The organism is Dysgonomonas mossii (genome assembly GCF_004569505.1).
In the GTDB taxonomy this organism is placed as follows: Bacteria; Bacteroidota; Bacteroidia; order Bacteroidales; family Dysgonomonadaceae; genus Dysgonomonas.
Genome location: NZ_SPPK01000004.1, coordinates 242,008 through 258,740, shown reverse-complemented (window position 1 = coordinate 258,740; position 16,733 = coordinate 242,008). Strand labels below are relative to the sequence as shown.

At 32.2% G+C, this 16,733-nt stretch carries 13 protein-coding genes; 7 read left to right on the top strand and 6 right to left on the bottom strand.

Going from position 1 to position 16,733, the window contains the following annotated elements:
* Window positions 1-104: 104 nt before the first annotated feature.
* From E4T88_RS13265 to E4T88_RS13255, 3 genes are read left to right on the top strand one after another with little or no spacing between them, the layout of a single operon-like run.
* Entirely contained in the window at window positions 105-1,289 is a 1,185-nt protein-coding gene (locus E4T88_RS13265) for an MBL fold metallo-hydrolase (protein ID WP_135106198.1), read from the top strand.
* The gene (locus tag E4T88_RS13260) at window positions 1,286-5,368 is read left to right on the top strand and encodes a hypothetical protein (protein WP_135106196.1); all 4,083 of its coding nucleotides are present in this window, start codon (window positions 1,286-1,288) and stop codon (window positions 5,366-5,368) included. The genes E4T88_RS13265 and E4T88_RS13260 overlap by 4 nt, the downstream gene beginning before the upstream one ends.
* Before the next feature lie 35 nt (window positions 5,369-5,403).
* Complete coding sequence (locus tag E4T88_RS13255) at window positions 5,404-7,182, top strand: DUF6035 family protein (RefSeq protein ID WP_135106194.1); 1,779 nt, start codon at window positions 5,404-5,406, stop codon at window positions 7,180-7,182.
* Here E4T88_RS13255 and E4T88_RS13250 read toward each other — a convergent pair.
* The 6 genes from E4T88_RS13250 to E4T88_RS18010 form a co-directional block, all read right to left on the bottom strand.
* On the bottom strand, window positions 7,179-8,285 hold the full coding sequence (locus E4T88_RS13250) for a UvrD-helicase domain-containing protein (RefSeq protein ID WP_135106192.1): 1,107 nt from the start codon (window positions 8,283-8,285) through the stop codon (window positions 7,179-7,181). The genes E4T88_RS13255 and E4T88_RS13250 overlap by 4 nt on opposite strands.
* Complete coding sequence (locus E4T88_RS13245) at window positions 8,278-9,921, bottom strand: ATP-dependent nuclease (RefSeq protein WP_135106190.1); 1,644 nt, start codon at window positions 9,919-9,921, stop codon at window positions 8,278-8,280. Before E4T88_RS13245 ends, E4T88_RS13250 begins: the two co-directional genes overlap by 8 nt.
* A 96-nt stretch (window positions 9,922-10,017) precedes the next feature.
* Entirely contained in the window at window positions 10,018-12,018 is a 2,001-nt protein-coding gene (gene mobC, locus E4T88_RS13240) for a conjugal transfer protein MobC (RefSeq protein WP_135106188.1), read from the bottom strand.
* Between the two features lie 17 nt (window positions 12,019-12,035).
* Window positions 12,036-13,319 carry a conjugal transfer protein MobB gene (gene mobB / locus E4T88_RS13235; RefSeq protein WP_135106186.1) on the bottom strand — a complete coding sequence of 428 codons (1,284 nt, stop codon included), beginning with the start codon at window positions 13,317-13,319 and terminating at the stop codon, window positions 12,036-12,038.
* Window positions 13,304-13,747, bottom strand: coding sequence for a conjugal transfer protein MobA (gene mobA, locus E4T88_RS13230; RefSeq protein WP_135106183.1), 444 nt, complete (start codon window positions 13,745-13,747; stop codon window positions 13,304-13,306). The genes mobB and mobA overlap by 16 nt, the downstream gene beginning before the upstream one ends.
* 27 nt (window positions 13,748-13,774) lie before the next feature.
* The gene (locus tag E4T88_RS18010) at window positions 13,775-13,945 is read right to left on the bottom strand and encodes a hypothetical protein (protein ID WP_167755460.1); all 171 of its coding nucleotides are present in this window, start codon (window positions 13,943-13,945) and stop codon (window positions 13,775-13,777) included.
* A gap of 478 nt (window positions 13,946-14,423) precedes the next feature.
* On the opposite strand from E4T88_RS18010, the gene E4T88_RS13225 reads away from it, so the two are divergent.
* From E4T88_RS13225 to E4T88_RS13210, 4 genes are all read left to right on the top strand, one after another.
* Window positions 14,424-15,197 carry a ParA family protein gene (locus tag E4T88_RS13225; protein WP_135106181.1) on the top strand — a complete coding sequence of 258 codons (774 nt, stop codon included), beginning with the start codon at window positions 14,424-14,426 and terminating at the stop codon, window positions 15,195-15,197.
* Window positions 15,190-15,597 carry a DUF3408 domain-containing protein gene (locus E4T88_RS13220; protein WP_135106179.1) on the top strand — a complete coding sequence of 136 codons (408 nt, stop codon included), beginning with the start codon at window positions 15,190-15,192 and terminating at the stop codon, window positions 15,595-15,597. Before E4T88_RS13225 ends, E4T88_RS13220 begins: the two co-directional genes overlap by 8 nt.
* A gap of 3 nt (window positions 15,598-15,600) precedes the next feature.
* Window positions 15,601-16,263 carry a hypothetical protein gene (locus tag E4T88_RS13215; RefSeq protein WP_135106177.1) on the top strand — a complete coding sequence of 221 codons (663 nt, stop codon included), beginning with the start codon at window positions 15,601-15,603 and terminating at the stop codon, window positions 16,261-16,263.
* A 158-nt stretch (window positions 16,264-16,421) separates the two neighbouring features.
* On the top strand, window positions 16,422-16,721 hold the full coding sequence (locus E4T88_RS13210; RefSeq protein WP_135106175.1) for a DUF4134 domain-containing protein: 300 nt from the start codon (window positions 16,422-16,424) through the stop codon (window positions 16,719-16,721).
* Window positions 16,722-16,733: the final 12 nt, after the last annotated feature.

The following is a 16,733-nucleotide window of genomic DNA, read 5'->3' as shown; positions in this document are numbered from 1 at the left end:
TGTCATCTGATGACATCTGGTGTCATCATTTGTCTGAGATGAAGTGAATTATTTGTACATTTAAAGTTTTAATGATATAAAAGAAAGTATATAAATTATTGAATATGGGAATAACTCTACATTTTGAAAATGTTGGTATTGGCGATTGTATCCTAATTCATATTGAGGATGATATTGATAAATACAACATACTTATTGATTGCGGAAATTATAATGATAAAGTCAAACAATTATTTGATAAATACAAGATATCAATTTTAGATAGTCTTATTATTACTCACATCGACAATGATCATATACTAGGTTTAATAGATTTATTAAACGAAAACAGAAATATAGAACTAAAACAAATTTGGTATAATAATTTTCAACATTTACCAACAAATGAGGATAATATAACTTTGGATGAGAAAGATAGATTAAATATAGCGTCTTTATATAGTGAACTTCCTTCGAAACTAAAAAAATATGAAGAATCTAAGATTAGTGTAGAAAAAGCGATGATGTTATCAGATATAATAGTTGCAAAGGAAGAATGGAAGCAAGCCTGGAATAAATCTCCTATAATGACAAATTCTTCTACAAACATACATGTTATTAGAGAAGGAGATATACAAATATTATCTCCACGAAAGGAAGAATTAGAAGCATTAGATTATATTTTTCACAAAGAATTTTTTAAGAAGATGTATAAAACTCATCCCCAAAATAGTGATTTAGAAGATAAAGAAAAATTATATGAGTTATTACTTAGAATTTATGATTATAATAACTTAGAAGATCAAGAAGAGTACACGATAAGTACTGAACTCTTAACTAAAGCAACCATTCAACAAAAATCAAAAGAGAGAACAAATATTGATAAAACTGAAACCAATAGGAGTTCAATTGCTTTTATCTTTAGTTTTATGGAAAAAAAAATTTTGTTCCTAGGAGATTCTGCTCCTGATGTTGTTTTTGAAGAGCTATCTAAAATAGAAGGATATGAATCCTCCATAATTTTTGATGCAATAAAAGTATCACACCATGGGAGTAGCCAAAATATAACATCTGAGTTATTATCAAAAATTGACAGTGGTTTTTTTATATTTACTGGTGGTACTGCAAATCGACCAGAAGTAAAAACTATATCTAAAATCATTAATCGTCCTTTACCTAATGGTGTTTTAAAAAGAACTTTAATTTTTAATAAGGAAAATGAAATCATTAAGAAATTTAGAGAGAATAAATCTTTACAAAATGAATATAAGTATGATGTAATAATTGATACACAATTGATTTTATCATGAATATAAAAAATATTGCACTAGCAACAGTAAAACTACAGTGTGGTTCAGATAGGAGTACAGCTTTTTTTATAACAGAAGATAAATTACTAACTACACGACATAGTGTTGCAGATTATTTTATAAATAAAGAACCGATATGTATTGAATTGGGTCAAAATGAGCTTATTAATTGTGATGCTGAAGAAATTCAAAAAGGGCTTGATGTTGTATTACTGACATGCACCAATTATAAGTCAACCTGTTATCTTAGATTATTGATTGATGTTCCCTTTCAAAGAGAAGAAAGATACAGTTTCTTTGGCTATTCTAATACTATAATGGGTGAGCTTAAGGGATTATCAATTGATATTTCGATACATGATCACTTTGTTGGAAATATTAAAGATTTTGATACAACTGCTATAATCTGTGACACATTTATTCCTTCCAAATTTAAAGGCTTCTCTGGTTCTCCTGTATATATTCCTGAACATGAAATTGCTGTAGGCATAATAACTAATAAATTAGATGGGGAAGTTGGATTCTTATCAATATCTGCAATATCTGTGATTTTGGAATCCAAAAACATTGATTTACACAATGATTATAATAAGTTTGATAACACTCCTTATGGTCGATTCTCCTGTAAAAACAGTCTAAAAAGAATGGTAGATATGGCAGGACATCGGTATGAAAGAGAATTACACCAACCTGATAATCGGTTCAATTTTTTTAATTACATATGGGATATCGAAAAACAAAAAAATGATATAGCAAAAATTCTTGAATTTGAAACTAGTCTCAAGGATATTATAACCCAAGAAACTTTAGATATATCTAAATATAATTTATCGGCAGATTATTCTTTACTAAATGATGAGAATTTACGAGGTGTATATCATCAGATTTTATTCAAAGATATTGGGGCGTTTTATGCTCCATCTCATGTACAGCCTAGCCTAATACGTAAATTACAGGAAAATTTCTATTCCGTAACTAGTAATATTTCTTTTAAAATATCTCCTCCCCAATTTTTATGTATCAAAGGTCTTGCTGGTGTCGGTAAAACTCATCAAATGTGTAATTTATCCGAAACATTAATACAAAATACAAATGTGTATTTATGTTATGGAACAAATTTCAATACTATTGATCCGGTAAAAGAGCAAATACAAAAAATATTCAATTTCCCAGACTCGAATTATCTGGAAATTTTAAATAACAAAGCAAAGGATGCTAATAAGCGCTTTTTCTTTATTATAGATGCTCTGAATGAAGGTGCTGGTGATGATTTTTGGCAATTAGAAATAAGCAAGCTAATACCAGAGTTCAAGCAACTAAATAATTTAATTCTCATAATTACAATACGTAATCCATTTGATAGAGTTATTTTATCTAATACTACAGATTTTCCATACATAGTACTAACTGGATTTGCAGATATTGAAAAGGCTAAATCCAGTTATTTTAAATTCTATAACATTGATGAGAAGAAAGTTCCAATGGATATTTTTGAATTTGAAAATTGTTTGTTTTTAAAGATTTTTTGTCAGACCTATTCTCAATATATAGAAACACATAAACTGACTTATAAAAATTTATTTGAATCTTACGTAAAGATTTATGAGCATAAAATAGCAAAACGCATAGATGAAGACCATAAAAAACAATTAGCAACATCATACATTCAAAAAATTGCAAGAAATTCAATACATTCAAGAAATTGCAAAGATGTCTTACGAGAAGATGCTCGAAGAATTAGCAATAATCTTGTACCCCTAAGATTTTGGTCTAATTCTTTATTAAAGGCAATGTTTGACGAAAATCTTTTATTAGAGGGTATTGATGAAAAAGATAAAGATACTGTTCATTTTGCCTATGAACGTTTAGGCGATTTTTTTAAGGCCATAGTTTTTTCAGAGAATAGAAATCAAGCAAAATACCTAAGAGACAAACTCAATGCTTTGGTTAGTATTGATGAAAGTAATTTTGAGATTGATAATTTTATAATAGCCCTTCATGTTGTATGGCATGAAAAGTATGGTATAGAATTACTCGAAGATTTACAGTTAACTCATCCTCAGTTTATCGATCTTTTTTTGAAAAGCTTGGCCTTGCGCTCTAGTTATACTCACACAAATTATATCTCAAAATTATTACAGAATTATATCAACAAAGATGATTATTCTTTTGTGTTTTCATCCTTTAATATAAATAGGATAGAATATAATCCATTTATAGATCTTATAAATCACAATTTAAAGGGGCTAACTCTATCCGAAAGAGATAGGTTGTGGACTAATTGCATTAATGAACTTGATGACTTAGGTGATTTAGAGGGCTTTTACTCAGCTTCTTTTGTTATGAAAGTATTAAAATCAAATGATGAAGCCAGAAAAAAATACTTAATATTTATTATTTGGCTTTTAGCATCGTCACATCCCCGAGTAAGGGATCGAATAACTAGAATTATATTTTATATTTTCAAAGAGACTCCTCAGGTAATTTCGTCAATCTTAGATGAATTTAAAAATGTGAATGATTTATCAATATTAGAACGCATATTTTGTGCTACATATGGAGTCATCTTATTGTCTAAAGATAAAGTCTTGATAAATGAAATTGCGGAGAAAACATATGGAATAATTTATGATAACAATCTGCCTATATACCATCTTCACCTAAGAGATTGGGGAATACGAATCTTGCAGAGAGCAGCATATCTTGATGACGATAATGGTGTTTACTATGAAATGTCTCTTCCTCCTTATTCGAATGCAAAAGATTTACCACAACTTATATCAGAAGAACAATTAGAAACATATTTAGGAAGCACATTAGGCTCAAAGAAAATATACGACTCAGTATGTGGGTTCCACGATTTTAATAGATATATTATAGGTACAAATACCAACACACATAGTAGAACAATAACAACCTTGTTTATTGGTACTGATATTGAGTCTGTAGATAAAAACAATATTTCTTATTTACCTCTTTCCGATTTAAAGAACTATATTATTTCTGAAATTAAAGATCTTGGATGGAGTGATAAACTTGGAGAGCTAGATAATTATAAAACCTCTACAGATGGAAGGTACGATAATAAAACAGAAAGAATTGGGAAAAAATATCAATGGCTAGCTTTATATTCTATTATACCTCAATTATTTGATAAATACTTGATAATAGACAACCCTTGGGCATATGATGTGCAGTTCTGCAACATAAATCTACCATGGAAATCAAGATATACTTCATATTTCGATCCGACATTACCTGTCAACAGCCTTTATGAACCTGAGTATCCAATACTATTTAATGAATATGTATCAGATAATATAGCAGATGAACCTAATGATACATGGTATCAGGATGAAACAAAGATTCCGTCTATTAATCATTTGGATCAAATAGATGTAAATGGTGAAAAATGGATATTGCTAAGTACCCACCATACAAAAGAAGAGAAAGAAGCTAATGGAGTAAAAAAAGAGTTTTTCTTAAGATATGATTCTGCATTTATATCAAATGATAATAAAGATAATTTTATACAATGGGCAAAAGAACAAAATTTCTATGGAAGATGGATGCCTGAATATCATGACAATATAGATTATCTCTATTCTGAGTATTGTTGGAGCGAAAGATATAAAAATAGTGCTCCTGAATTAGAGCAAGAGATATCTCAAGGGAATTGTCCTTGTACTGTTATATTGACAACTGAGTGTCAACTCCAAGAAAATAGGAATGGTACAGAAGAGGAATACGTAGGTATGACTCTTCTACCTAATCATGATATAATGGATATTATGAATTTATCCGTAAGTGAAATTCGAGGTTATATTCATGATGAAAATCAACAAATAGTAGTTTTGTACAATTATTTGCATAATGGAAAAAGAGGATTATACATAAAAAAATCTTTACTGGATCAATATCTTTCAATTAAAGAATATAGCTTATTTTATTACATTCTTGGAGAAAAAAATCTTTGGGAAGGTTATAATCTTAGGAGTAAGAAATTGTCATCTGCATATATTTATGAAGAAGGTGAACATAGGGAAATAGCTCCATTAGAGATCAAAGAAACGATTTAATAAAAATAGAGCAACTTCATAATTATATTATTGTTATGGAAAATAAATTTCCTACTATTGAGGAAGTCATTAATCAAGAAGATGGGGAATGGAATATCATCAAAAGTATTGTTTTCTTTAAAGATCAACATTTGCCTACACGCAAGTTCGAATTATTCAAGATAAGGCAACATATAGTAAATAAACTAAATGAAGGAAATCCTGCCTATATCTGTTCCTACTGTAAGATTCCAGTAAAAATCAGTGGCGGAAGTCAAGGAGAAAGAATACAATCTCTCCATTTTAGACATGCTTATAGGAGCCCTAACTGTATTTATCATGATCTTAGCAATTATACCAAAGATCAAATTCTATGCATGAAATTCAATGGTGCAAAAGAAGGTTTTCTACATGAATATTTAAAGAATACTATTGCTTCTATAATCGAAAATGATAAAGACTATTCTCCATTAAAAGTTGAGATTGAAAAAATCGTAAGAAGTGAAAGCCTATCTAAGGAATGGCGAAAGCCTGATATTAAGGCTATATATTCAGATAAGGAGGTCGTTTTTGAATTGCAGATTGCAACCACATTTGTAGATGTTATCTTAGCTCGCTCAAACTTTTATAAACGAGAGAAATCCTATCTTATATGGGTATTAGATAAGTTTTCCACTAATTTGAAAGAACAAACTTTTAGTCAAACTGATATTTTAGTGTCTAGTAATTCTAATGTTTTCGTTTTCGATAATGAAATGGAAGAATTATCAAAAAAAGCAAATGAATTGCATCTTAAATGTCATTATATATACCATAAAAAAGACAAAAATAGACTCTCTTCTCCTTTATGGGATTCAAAGATAGTTACATTACGAGATATATGTTATGATGAAAAATATAGAGCCTTTAGTTATGATACGGAAGGTAAAAAAGAAGAACTCCTCAGGGAAATAGAAGTTAAGAAAGAAGAGAGACGTCAACAGTTTTATCATAATTCCAATCTAGTTGATGATAGCTATAATGAACAACAAGAAATTAGTTATCATTATCAAAGATTAATCAATATTATCAAAGAATGTGAAGAAAACGATTCATACGGAAAGCTTGAAATAGAATTTCGTAAATTGAATGATTCTGAGTTTGATAAACTATCTGAGTATATTCAAGATGAAATTATTAAATGGTATTTTGAATCAATGAGTTATTTCTTCATTAGATATATCTTTGAAGAATACCGTTTTTATATCAATATTAAAGAATTAAAAGGAGTCGATGATACTCCATTACTTTGTTTACTCAATAAAGGTTTTGATAATAATACATTTTACTCATGTCTGCATTCTTTTTTTATACGAGATTATCATCCCGTACAGGAAGATTCAAGAGTAATTAGTAATTATATAATGCATTTATTAAAGAAAGATAGCTTAGATGATGATGAAAGAAATGAGTTAGAAAAGCATGTTATCACGTTACAATATATAAGGTTGTATGAAGCTAATATTAATAGTTTTGACATCATCTATAATGGAAAAACGAAAGCTTTTATTTTGAGAATTCTCTCTGTTTTATCAAATCGAATTATAGGTAGCAGTCAATCAAACTTTAAAAGTATGACAAATAATGTTATTCAATTTAATAAAGAATATCTTCATTTGTTTATAGCAGCAATGAGATCAGAAAGAGGACTAAAGAATGATTATGGTAAAAATGGAGAAAAGTTATTAAGTCTATTTAATAAGGATCTTTTAAATCATGATCTTGATAATGTTTTTCCAGCAATATTTCCTAATATAAATTGGAAAGAGGGAATTGAAAAATTAACAAATGATTAATCAGTATAATACTTTTGAATAATATCTGAACCTATGTTTTCGTCACATGCAAATGCTACACTTTGTCTAGCTCTTGTTATAGCTACATATAATTTAGACCTGCTTGTTGCTTTTAGGTCTGACTGATGGTCTTTCAACCATTCAATAATTGGCTTCGTTGGATAAATGAGTACTCTTTGAAATGATAAACCTTTGGATTCTCCAAAATTCATAACTTCAAACAACTCATTAACAATGGTTTTCCTTGTATCTCTTAGTTGAATAGGATTATATTCATTCAAATATTTGTGAATATCCTTCTTTTTAATCCAGAAAACACCATCATGATCAGTTTTTACATTATTACCAGATTTTGTCTTTTGTAATAGAGGGTAAAGTTTGTTTGAAAGATTACATATCGTCAATATAGAACGATAATTTATAAGTAGAGATTTATCATCTTTAGACAGATTCGAAATTTTATCATCAAAAAAATTTGTGATTTGAGATTTGCGATATTGTTTATTCTTCGATGCAGTATTAGTTGAATAAGTGCCTTGCCTCGGATCTCCTACTAATAACATATTAGAAGAACTATTGAATAAAAACTTGAGAATCTCAAGATCATATCCTGCCAAATCTTGTACTTCATCAATAAATAAGTGTGGATATATTTCAGCTATTCTTCTAATTACAGCTCCAGCACTTTGCGTCTCACATTTACACACAAATTTCGCAAGTTTATCAGAGTATATCTTGAGAGATGTTGTAAAGTAATGTTGTTCAAATTCTTTTTCTTCTGAAAAATAAACAGGTCCATTCTTTGTCATATATTTTTCTCCAGATTGACTGTTCACTAATAGCAATCCAGTTATCTTTTTATCGAAAAGATAGCGTTGGTAAGGTCTGACCCCATGTTGTAGTAAAAAGGAGAACCAGGTTTGGATAGTTATATTCTCAGGAATACATTTATTAATAGCTATAATTTTTCTACGAATCTCATTCTCGTTAGCTTGTGTATAGGTCGTTATGAGCACTCTTTCTTCCTTGATCTTAAGAGCCTCATTTACTAGAAAAGTCGTCTTTCCCGAACCTGCAGCAGCTATCACTAATTTGTTATTCATCTATTGCGTCTAATATATATTTAGGATATATAATATCTTCCGTCGACTCGAATATTTTTAGTGCACATTCTGTTTTGTTCGTCTTCATATGGATATGCATACTATTTTCATCGTTATAATTAGTACCAAACACTTTATTTAATAAGCCAATAGAGTTCACTTTAAGCAATTTAGGCTCTAGCGTATTATAATTGAATGGAACATTATTAATACTTAGGATTCCTTTGTCAATTGTCTTATCGTAGCAAATTTTAATGAAACTATTAAAATCAGCTGTTAGAAAATTTTTATATTTTTTTTCTAAAGACTCAATATTACCATCATTATCTGTTACAACAGTAGTTGGCTTATTTAACTTAGCTGCCACTTCTAAAAATCGAAGAAAAGAAGTACCTACAGAAATAACATCTATACCGTCATGAATTGGTAATTTTCTATATTTATTGAGGTATGCTTTTTGTAATACAAGTTCATCTGAATCACCTTCAACCAATATTGCTTTTTTACATAAAATTAGTCGTAAAGTATCATATCCTGCTAGTTTCTTAAAAAAGTATTGAGTCCCTGTAGGTAATTCTTTTAATGTTAAGGTCTTCTGATTATTCAAGAAAATAAGATTTTCTAATCCTAACTTATTTGCAACAAAACTATTATGAGTAGATATTATCATTTGCTTACTCGTATTGATGTTTAAATAATCAATGAGTTGATTAAGTTTTGTATGAGATAAATGATTTTCTGGCTCTTCGAGAAGAATAATATTTGCTGCAAGAGCTTTTTTGTGACTTAAAGCTAATTTAGTTTTAACAAGACATTGCTCTCCTTTCCCTATAAAATGAAATGGAACATTATCTAAATAGGTTATAAGTGTATTTTCCCAAGCATTTTTAGAAGATAATTCTACAGACAATGCTACTTTCTTATCTGAGATATTTGCCGCAACTTCAATTTTTCTATTTATTTTTTTAATTGCTTCATCTTCCATAAATGTTTCCCTCATTTTTCTGTGGGCTTGTGATACTTCAACAATTTCGTTACTCTCTAGAAATTCTTTGATAATTCTAGAGATATAAACATCAGAACCTGATTGTAGTTTATGATTGCTAGAATCTATTAATGCAGATTTAATTGGCAGAAATCGAGGAGTTATAGTTTCATCTAGAGCAAAAGTATACCATTGAATATCGTAATATTCAATGGGTAAGGTTTTCACCCCTTCTAATACTATCAACTCTTCGTATTCCTTTTTATATTTTTCATTGAAAGATATCTTAAGACCGAAACCTTTCTGTGGGGTTTTTCCACTACTACTCCATGTCCCTTCATAAAGGATTGAACCGTCACCATCTAAGTATACTTCAATCAGAATTTCTGGAGGAATTGGGATTCCATTTTTCTTATTTTCTAGATTCTCTAGATATTCTGAAACTGCATCAATATTAAAAATATATTGAGTTAATTCGTTTTTGAAATATCTACCATCAAGATATCCTGTAAGGCACAAGTGTAATGCCTCAATGATGGTTGATTTTCCAGCTTCATTATCCCCAACTAATATATTTATACCATTATTTAGGTATAAATCAAAATTGCCTAAAGATTTAAAGTTTTCTATATGTATTTTAGTGATATACATGTTTTGTCATATTTTAACCAAAGATAAAAATTATCTAAATATCATGTATTTAAAAATCAAAAGATTGCAAATCAAAACTAATGATTAAATAAAATTTCATTTCTTTACCAACTTACTCAACTTCGGATCTTTCATAATTCGCTCCATTTCAATTTCTACAATTTTAGTAACATCTTTCTTAATAGTGTAGTAATTGTTCTCAATAACATCTTTCATTGGTTTATCATAAACCTCTTGAAAATCCATAACGACAGGTATCTGTTTGAACTCCTTAGTTTCAGCAGATACCTTTTCTGTATCTACAACAATTTGAGCATGAAATATCTTCTGTTCGATTCGTTCTTCAAAGTTATCGGAAACAGAACCGACAAATATTCCCTGAGTAAGTGTTGAAATCTTTGATGCCGGAATTAAAGCATCTAATTGAGTATTGATGGTGGTAGATTTATCCTGCTTGTTAATCGTCATAGATTGCCGCTTCTGTAACACCTTTCCAAATCGATCTGATAGATTTTTTGCAGTGTCACCAACTACCTGTCCCGAAAATATATTACCAACAGTATTCATCACAACATCGGCTTCTTCTCGTCCATAATCTCTCGTCAATTGCGATATATCCTGAAAACCCAGACAAACAGCAACTTTATTACTTCGGGCAGTTGCAATCAAATTGTCCAACCCCCGAAAATAGATTGTCGGTAACTCATCAATAATAACAGATGATTTCAACAAGCCTTTCTTATTGATTAACTTTACGATACGGCTATTGTATAATCCTAAAGCTGCTCCATAGATGTTTTGCCTATCGGGGTTATTACCAACACATAATATTTTCGGAGCATCAGGATTATTGATGTCCAATGTAAAATCGTTACCCGACATGACCCAATAAAGCTGTGGAGAAATCATTCTTGATAGTGGTATCTTAGCACTGGCAATCTGACCTTGTAATTGTTCTTGTGCATTTCCATGCCATGCATCCATAAAAGGAGAAAGATAGTTTTCCAATTGTGGATAGGATGTCAAAATAGGAAATATTTCTTTGTAAGGTTTATTCAGAAATTCAATAGCATGAGGAAATGTACAATATTTACCGCCATCGTATAATTTCAAATACCAGATAATTGCAGCTAGTAGAATAATCGGCGATTCGACAAAGAAGTCGCCCTGCTTCTGAATCCATGTTTTATTTAAGTTCAACATAATCGTATAAGCTGATTCATAGGCATCTGAGATGTCAGTCATAAATTCAGGGGCAATGGGATTACATCGGTGACTACGTTCCGGATTATCAAAGTTGATAACGTAAAACTGAGGATCAACATTATATCTATCCGCATACAGTAACATCTTATTGTATGCAATAGTAGATAGATCAGGATATTTGAAATCATAACAATACAGGGCAAAGCCTTTGCTAATCTGCTGGTCAATATAATTATTGACTACAGCAAAAGACTTACCGCTACCCGGAGTTCCAAGTATAATTGTCGCCCGAAAAGGATTAACCACATTGATCCAACCTTTGTATTGTTTCTTCTGATACTGAAATAATGTAGGCAGGTTAACGGAATATTCATTCTCCATGAGCTGTGTTTCCTGCATAAAACTTTCGTTCTCCATATTAAAAACATCATCCATCAGATTCGTTTTCAACAATCTACTCATCCATAATCCACCCATCAGTAGTAAAATATAACCAACTGTCATTGTGAATATATACAAGGCTGTGTTGGCTACTAATGGCAGAGGCAAAGCCAATATCCACCAATTAAGAAAGAAAAAGATAAACCCAAAGAACAGGAATACATATATTTTGTTCCAAGTTATTTTTTCCTCTTTTACTCCTTTCGTTCCTAAACAGGATAGTCCCAGAAATACTACGGCAAAAAGCTTTGTCCAAAGAATATGTGAAAACAATCCGGCTGTATTCTGAAAGTTGAGCAGAATTTTATCTACAACTCCGATATTAATGCCCATCTCCCAAATGGATTGATAACAAAACCAATATATATGGATAACCACAAATAAAATACTAATGGCTCGCATGAATTCCATTACTTTAGCCAAACCTCTTAAGTCGTCTTCGTTTTGCATATGATTTTTAGTTGTTATTATAATCCTTTGAATTTTGCTCGTTTTCGCTTCTTCTCTTCATTTTCCATTCTGCGAGTAAAAGCCTCTTCTGTATAGTCTGTACCATGTTGTTCCAATAACGAAATATCTATTGTAGAATCTTCCTGTTTGTTACTATAATCGGCGTTTTCGGTAAAGCTGTCTATTGGTTTATCAGCTTCAGATCCTTTCGTTGTATTATCTGCCGAATTTATGATTAGCTGATGTTTATTTGTAGTATCATGCTTAAATAGCTCATTAAAAATATTTGCAGAGAACTCCTTTCCCATTTTTGAGCCATTGAAAACACATCTGCTCTGATGATCAATAAAGGTTGCGCCATAGATCCGTCCCTCCGTATTTTCGCGAAATACTATATTGATATTATTTTTAGCCAAGTCTTTAAGAAAAGTCTGCTTATCGGTATAATTAGTTATTGCCGAGCCGACAATCAATTTCAGGGATTCAAATACCTTGTGTTCTTTCATATACTTAGCGGAATATTCCAACCGGCTTTGTAATGCATCATATCCTACACCTTTCCCGATAACGGATGACTTTATCGGATTCCCAACCTTTTCTCCTTTCTCATCTATAGCTGAATATACCAGACCTGAATAATTCTTATCTTTTACTTCACCCTTAACTTCCTCTACTGTTACTCCATAAAGGGATAATAGAGTACGGAACTCATTTACGGATTGGAAACGATAATTCTTTAGCAGAGATTTTGAAATATTAGCTATCTGTTTCTTAATGTCTCCTGATTGATAATCTATGCCTTTGATCTGTGGTAGTTCTACCATCTGTTTCTTTTTCTCTGCAGGATGCAGGTTATAGGCTTTTTCCAATTCTCGGGTAATGTCTTTAGAACGTCTTTTTTCAAATGAATCATCGACCTTTTTCCCATTTTCGTCTATATTTACTGTCACGATATGGATATGCTTTCGATCCAAATCTTCGTGTTTATAAACAATATAGGGCTGTTCTCCATATCCTAATTTTTGCATATATGCTTGTGCTATTTCGTTATACATTTCATCTGAAACTTCGTCATTGGGATGCGGGTTGATTGATATGTGTGATACTATTTTTTCTGTATTCTGGTTTGCATTCAGGTATGGAGCAAATGATAGATTTGCCAGATACATATTCAGAGAACCATCCCGATTTAATATGATCCTATTGCTGAAAAGAACCTTTGCTTGCTGCTCTTTTACCTTCTCCTGATTATACAACAATGCACCCTGAAGAGAACTTCCTTTACTTATTTTTGCAACCATAGATGTCCATATTTTCGTTCAAACTCATCTGTTAGCTCCATCATTTGTCTTTGTAAAGTGACCAATTCAAGTGTTGCTTTTTCCAGTTTATAAAGAAAAGCCAATGCTTTCTTCTCTGTAAAGTTCGACTTCAATGCTTTTACTATCTGGTTATAATTTGTTCCGATAGCACGGTATTGTCCGAAAAAAGTTGTCATCCGCATATAATAGTCCTGTACACCTTTATCTATTTTGACCACTTTTATGGGTCTGTTGAAAATACATGAGGTTATAAAATGTGCTTTGACTACTTCTCCCGACTGCTCAAATAAGGACAGAAATTTATTATTCTCATCTACATTCATTCGAATAGAATAGCGAAATACGGCAGGCTTCTCTTTGGGATTCCTTCCACCTTTTCGCCTGTTTGATTGATTATCTGGTATCATAACTATATAAATATTTAATGAACAAAATCATGACTTCGGAGTGATTTTCTCCCCTGTAAGGGGCAAGGGTTTTGAGCAGCCGGAAAGTATTTCGGGCAGCTCAAAACACACCTTGCTGTATTCTGACGAATACCAAAATCCATCCTCCGATGGATTGCCCGAGAAGCTAATTTCGGAAACGACAATTAGCCAATTCAAAATCCGGAAGATTATTATCACACCACAAAGGTAGAATCCATTAATCAAAAGCTTATCATAGACTTATCGGACAAACAGTGACACCAGATGTCATTAGATGACAGTTCTTTTTTTACTGCTATTGGTTATCTATTTTCAATGTTCTTTTGTGTGGATCAATTAACGAATTGGTGAATTCTGTCATTCAAAAACTCTTTAATACAAGATGTATCTAATCTGCTCAGTAATGACTTATATCGTGAGTGAATGAAGCTTTTCATTAGGGAAACAATGACAGAAGTTGTGGCTTCATGAATGAATGACTTCACTAAGTCATGACGTCAGGCTATAACTCATTTGATATAGAGTTCACAAACTTCATATTTATATCATTCAGTAAGTAATGATAACCTTATGTAACTAGTGAATAGCTGAACGAACTTTATGATTCCTGATTGATCGAATGAATTATTGAATTACTTATTTAAAACAGTATCACATGAAAGAGAAAACATTATTTATCGCAGTCTCTACCCAAAAGGGAGGAGCCGGGAAAACAGCTTTAACCGTCTTACTATCCAGTTATCTGCATTATTCACAGGGTTACAATGTGGCTATCGTGGATTGTGACTATCCGCAATACAGTATCAATGGGATGCGGTTGCGGGATAAACAGTCTGTAACAGAAGATCCGTATTACAAATCACTTTTTTATAAGCAGTGCAAGAGCCTGAACAAAAAGGCTTATCCGATTGAAGTAAGCAGAACTACCGATGCTATCGAAACAGCAGAAAGGATTATTCACGCATCAGAAGTCCCATTGGATTTTATCTTCTTCGACCTGCCCGGAACAATGAATGCCAAAGGAGTATTAAGTACTCTTGCTCAAATGGATCATATAATAACACCCATTACTGCTGACCGTATGGTTCTGGAAAGTTCTCTGGAATATGCCGGACTTATCAATGAACAGATTATAACTACAGGTAAAGGGAATATCAAAAGTTTGCATTTACTCTGGAATATGGTGGATGGAAGAGAAAGTAACCATCTGTATGGAGTCTACGAATTAGTAATAGCTGAATTGGGCTTACAGGTCATGAAATCATTTGTTCCCGACACCAAACGTTTTCGTCATGAAATAACAACTGAGCATAAACCAATCTTCCGTTCTACTTTACTTCCTGCCGATAAGAGGTTGATAAAAGGCAGCCAGTTGGATCAGGTTACAGATGAATTTCTATCTATCGTGAAGGGAGGTGCTAATGGCTAAAAAGGAAAATGAATACGAAATTGATGAAGATTTTCTGCTGGCATCCATTGGAGAACGTAAAGAAGGCAAAGCTCCACCCAAGAAAGAAGAAGAGATCACAGAAAATATTGAAGAAGCTGTGAAGCCTAAAGAGAATAGTAGTAAGCGGAATAAACGAAGCAATAGCAGTACGGATGATTATGAAGCTACTTTCCTATGCCGTAATGAGATACGACTGCGTCAGGGTGCATATATCAGCAGATCGGTATATCAAACAATTATGCGGATCGTAAAACAAATTGCCGGAGACGACGTATCAGTCGGTGGTTATATCGACAATGTTCTGAAGCATCATCTTGAAAAATACAAGGATGAGATAAATACTTTGTATAAACAGGATCGAACCGATTTAATAGACTAGACGATGATAGAATTACTTATTATCCTATGCCTTGTAGGGATTATTGTGATTAAACTGTCGGATTATAAAATAACCATAAAGAAGAATTCTTACGGCTCAAAATCAGACGATGAAAAATCTCAGAAAAGAGAAAAAAGAGTCGGACGGGTTGGTAAAAGCATGCCTGATATCAGACAAATGATGACATTGAATGACAGTTCTTTAGAATCGGATAATCCACACGAAAAAGAGCATATATTTGATTCGTCAAAGGATGAAAGCGAGCCTGATCCGAAGGACTTAGTGATAGACGCCGATCCTTCCGAAACAGTAATTGATCATGAAGAGGAAGACGAAATTGCTGCTTATACAAGAGGCGAAGTCTATACAGCCGGAGGGATGGACTATGAGGTAATGATGAATACCGTAAAGGTTATAAACAGCAAGACCGCCACCCAAGAAGAGGAACAGAAGGCCGGACAGGTTTTGTATGATAACCGGGATACGGAACTGGTAAATAAGATGGTTTCAGCAAAAAAAGAATTATCTGTCAGGATAACATCACTCATCGGACTCCGTCTTCAACAACATGCCGAAGAGAATCCGCAGTATGTTGAGTCAGGCCTCGCTTCTCATCTAAATGAATCGGATGAGTATAAAAATTTTAAAGCAGACGATTATTTCTAAGGTCAGATAATAACCATTTTAAGAAAGGAGGTTGCTTATGAGATAGAAAGTTGTAGAATATTTTAATAAAACGGTCCGTGACCGCCACTAATTTCCAACGTTACAAGTTAAACCCGCTATGGGGAACTATCCACTCCCCATAGCTTAAAATCAATTTTATGTACAAAAAAGTTTTATTTTTTGTAGCCATACTAATGGCTGCATCAGCCTCTGTATTCGCTCAGGGAAACGGTATGCAAGGAATCACCGATGCTACCAATATGGTGACATCTTACTTTGATCCAGCCACTAAACTGATCTATGCTATCGGTGCTGTTGTCGGTTTGATCGGAGGTGTAAAGGTGTACTCCAAGTTTAGCTCAGGTGACCCTGATACATCTAAGACTGCCGCTTCCTGGTTTGGAGCCTGTATCTTCCTGATTGTTGCCGCCACCATCCTTCGCTCATTCTTCCTGTAGGAGTCTCAGACT

Excerpts from the sequence above, each read along its gene's own strand:
- E4T88_RS13245 (WP_135106190.1), bottom strand. The coding sequence starts at position 9,921 with ATGTATATCACTAAAATACATATAGAAAACTTTAAATCTTTAGGCAAT.
- E4T88_RS13260 (WP_135106196.1), top strand. The coding sequence starts at position 1,286 with ATGAATATAAAAAATATTGCACTAGCAACAGTAAAACTACAGTGTGGT.
- mobA (WP_135106183.1), bottom strand. The coding sequence starts at position 13,747 with ATGATACCAGATAATCAATCAAACAGGCGAAAAGGTGGAAGGAATCCC.
- E4T88_RS13215 (WP_135106177.1), top strand. The coding sequence starts at position 15,601 with ATGATAGAATTACTTATTATCCTATGCCTTGTAGGGATTATTGTGATT.
- E4T88_RS13210 (WP_135106175.1), top strand. The coding sequence starts at position 16,422 with ATGTACAAAAAAGTTTTATTTTTTGTAGCCATACTAATGGCTGCATCA.
- mobC (WP_135106188.1), bottom strand. The coding sequence starts at position 12,018 with ATGCAAAACGAAGACGACTTAAGAGGTTTGGCTAAAGTAATGGAATTC.
- E4T88_RS13255 (WP_135106194.1), top strand. The coding sequence starts at position 5,404 with ATGGAAAATAAATTTCCTACTATTGAGGAAGTCATTAATCAAGAAGAT.
- E4T88_RS13220 (WP_135106179.1), top strand. The coding sequence starts at position 15,190 with ATGGCTAAAAAGGAAAATGAATACGAAATTGATGAAGATTTTCTGCTG.
- E4T88_RS13265 (WP_135106198.1), top strand. The coding sequence starts at position 105 with ATGGGAATAACTCTACATTTTGAAAATGTTGGTATTGGCGATTGTATC.
- E4T88_RS13225 (WP_135106181.1), top strand. The coding sequence starts at position 14,424 with ATGAAAGAGAAAACATTATTTATCGCAGTCTCTACCCAAAAGGGAGGA.
- E4T88_RS13250 (WP_135106192.1), bottom strand. The coding sequence starts at position 8,285 with ATGAATAACAAATTAGTGATAGCTGCTGCAGGTTCGGGAAAGACGACT.
- mobB (WP_135106186.1), bottom strand. The coding sequence starts at position 13,319 with ATGGTTGCAAAAATAAGTAAAGGAAGTTCTCTTCAGGGTGCATTGTTG.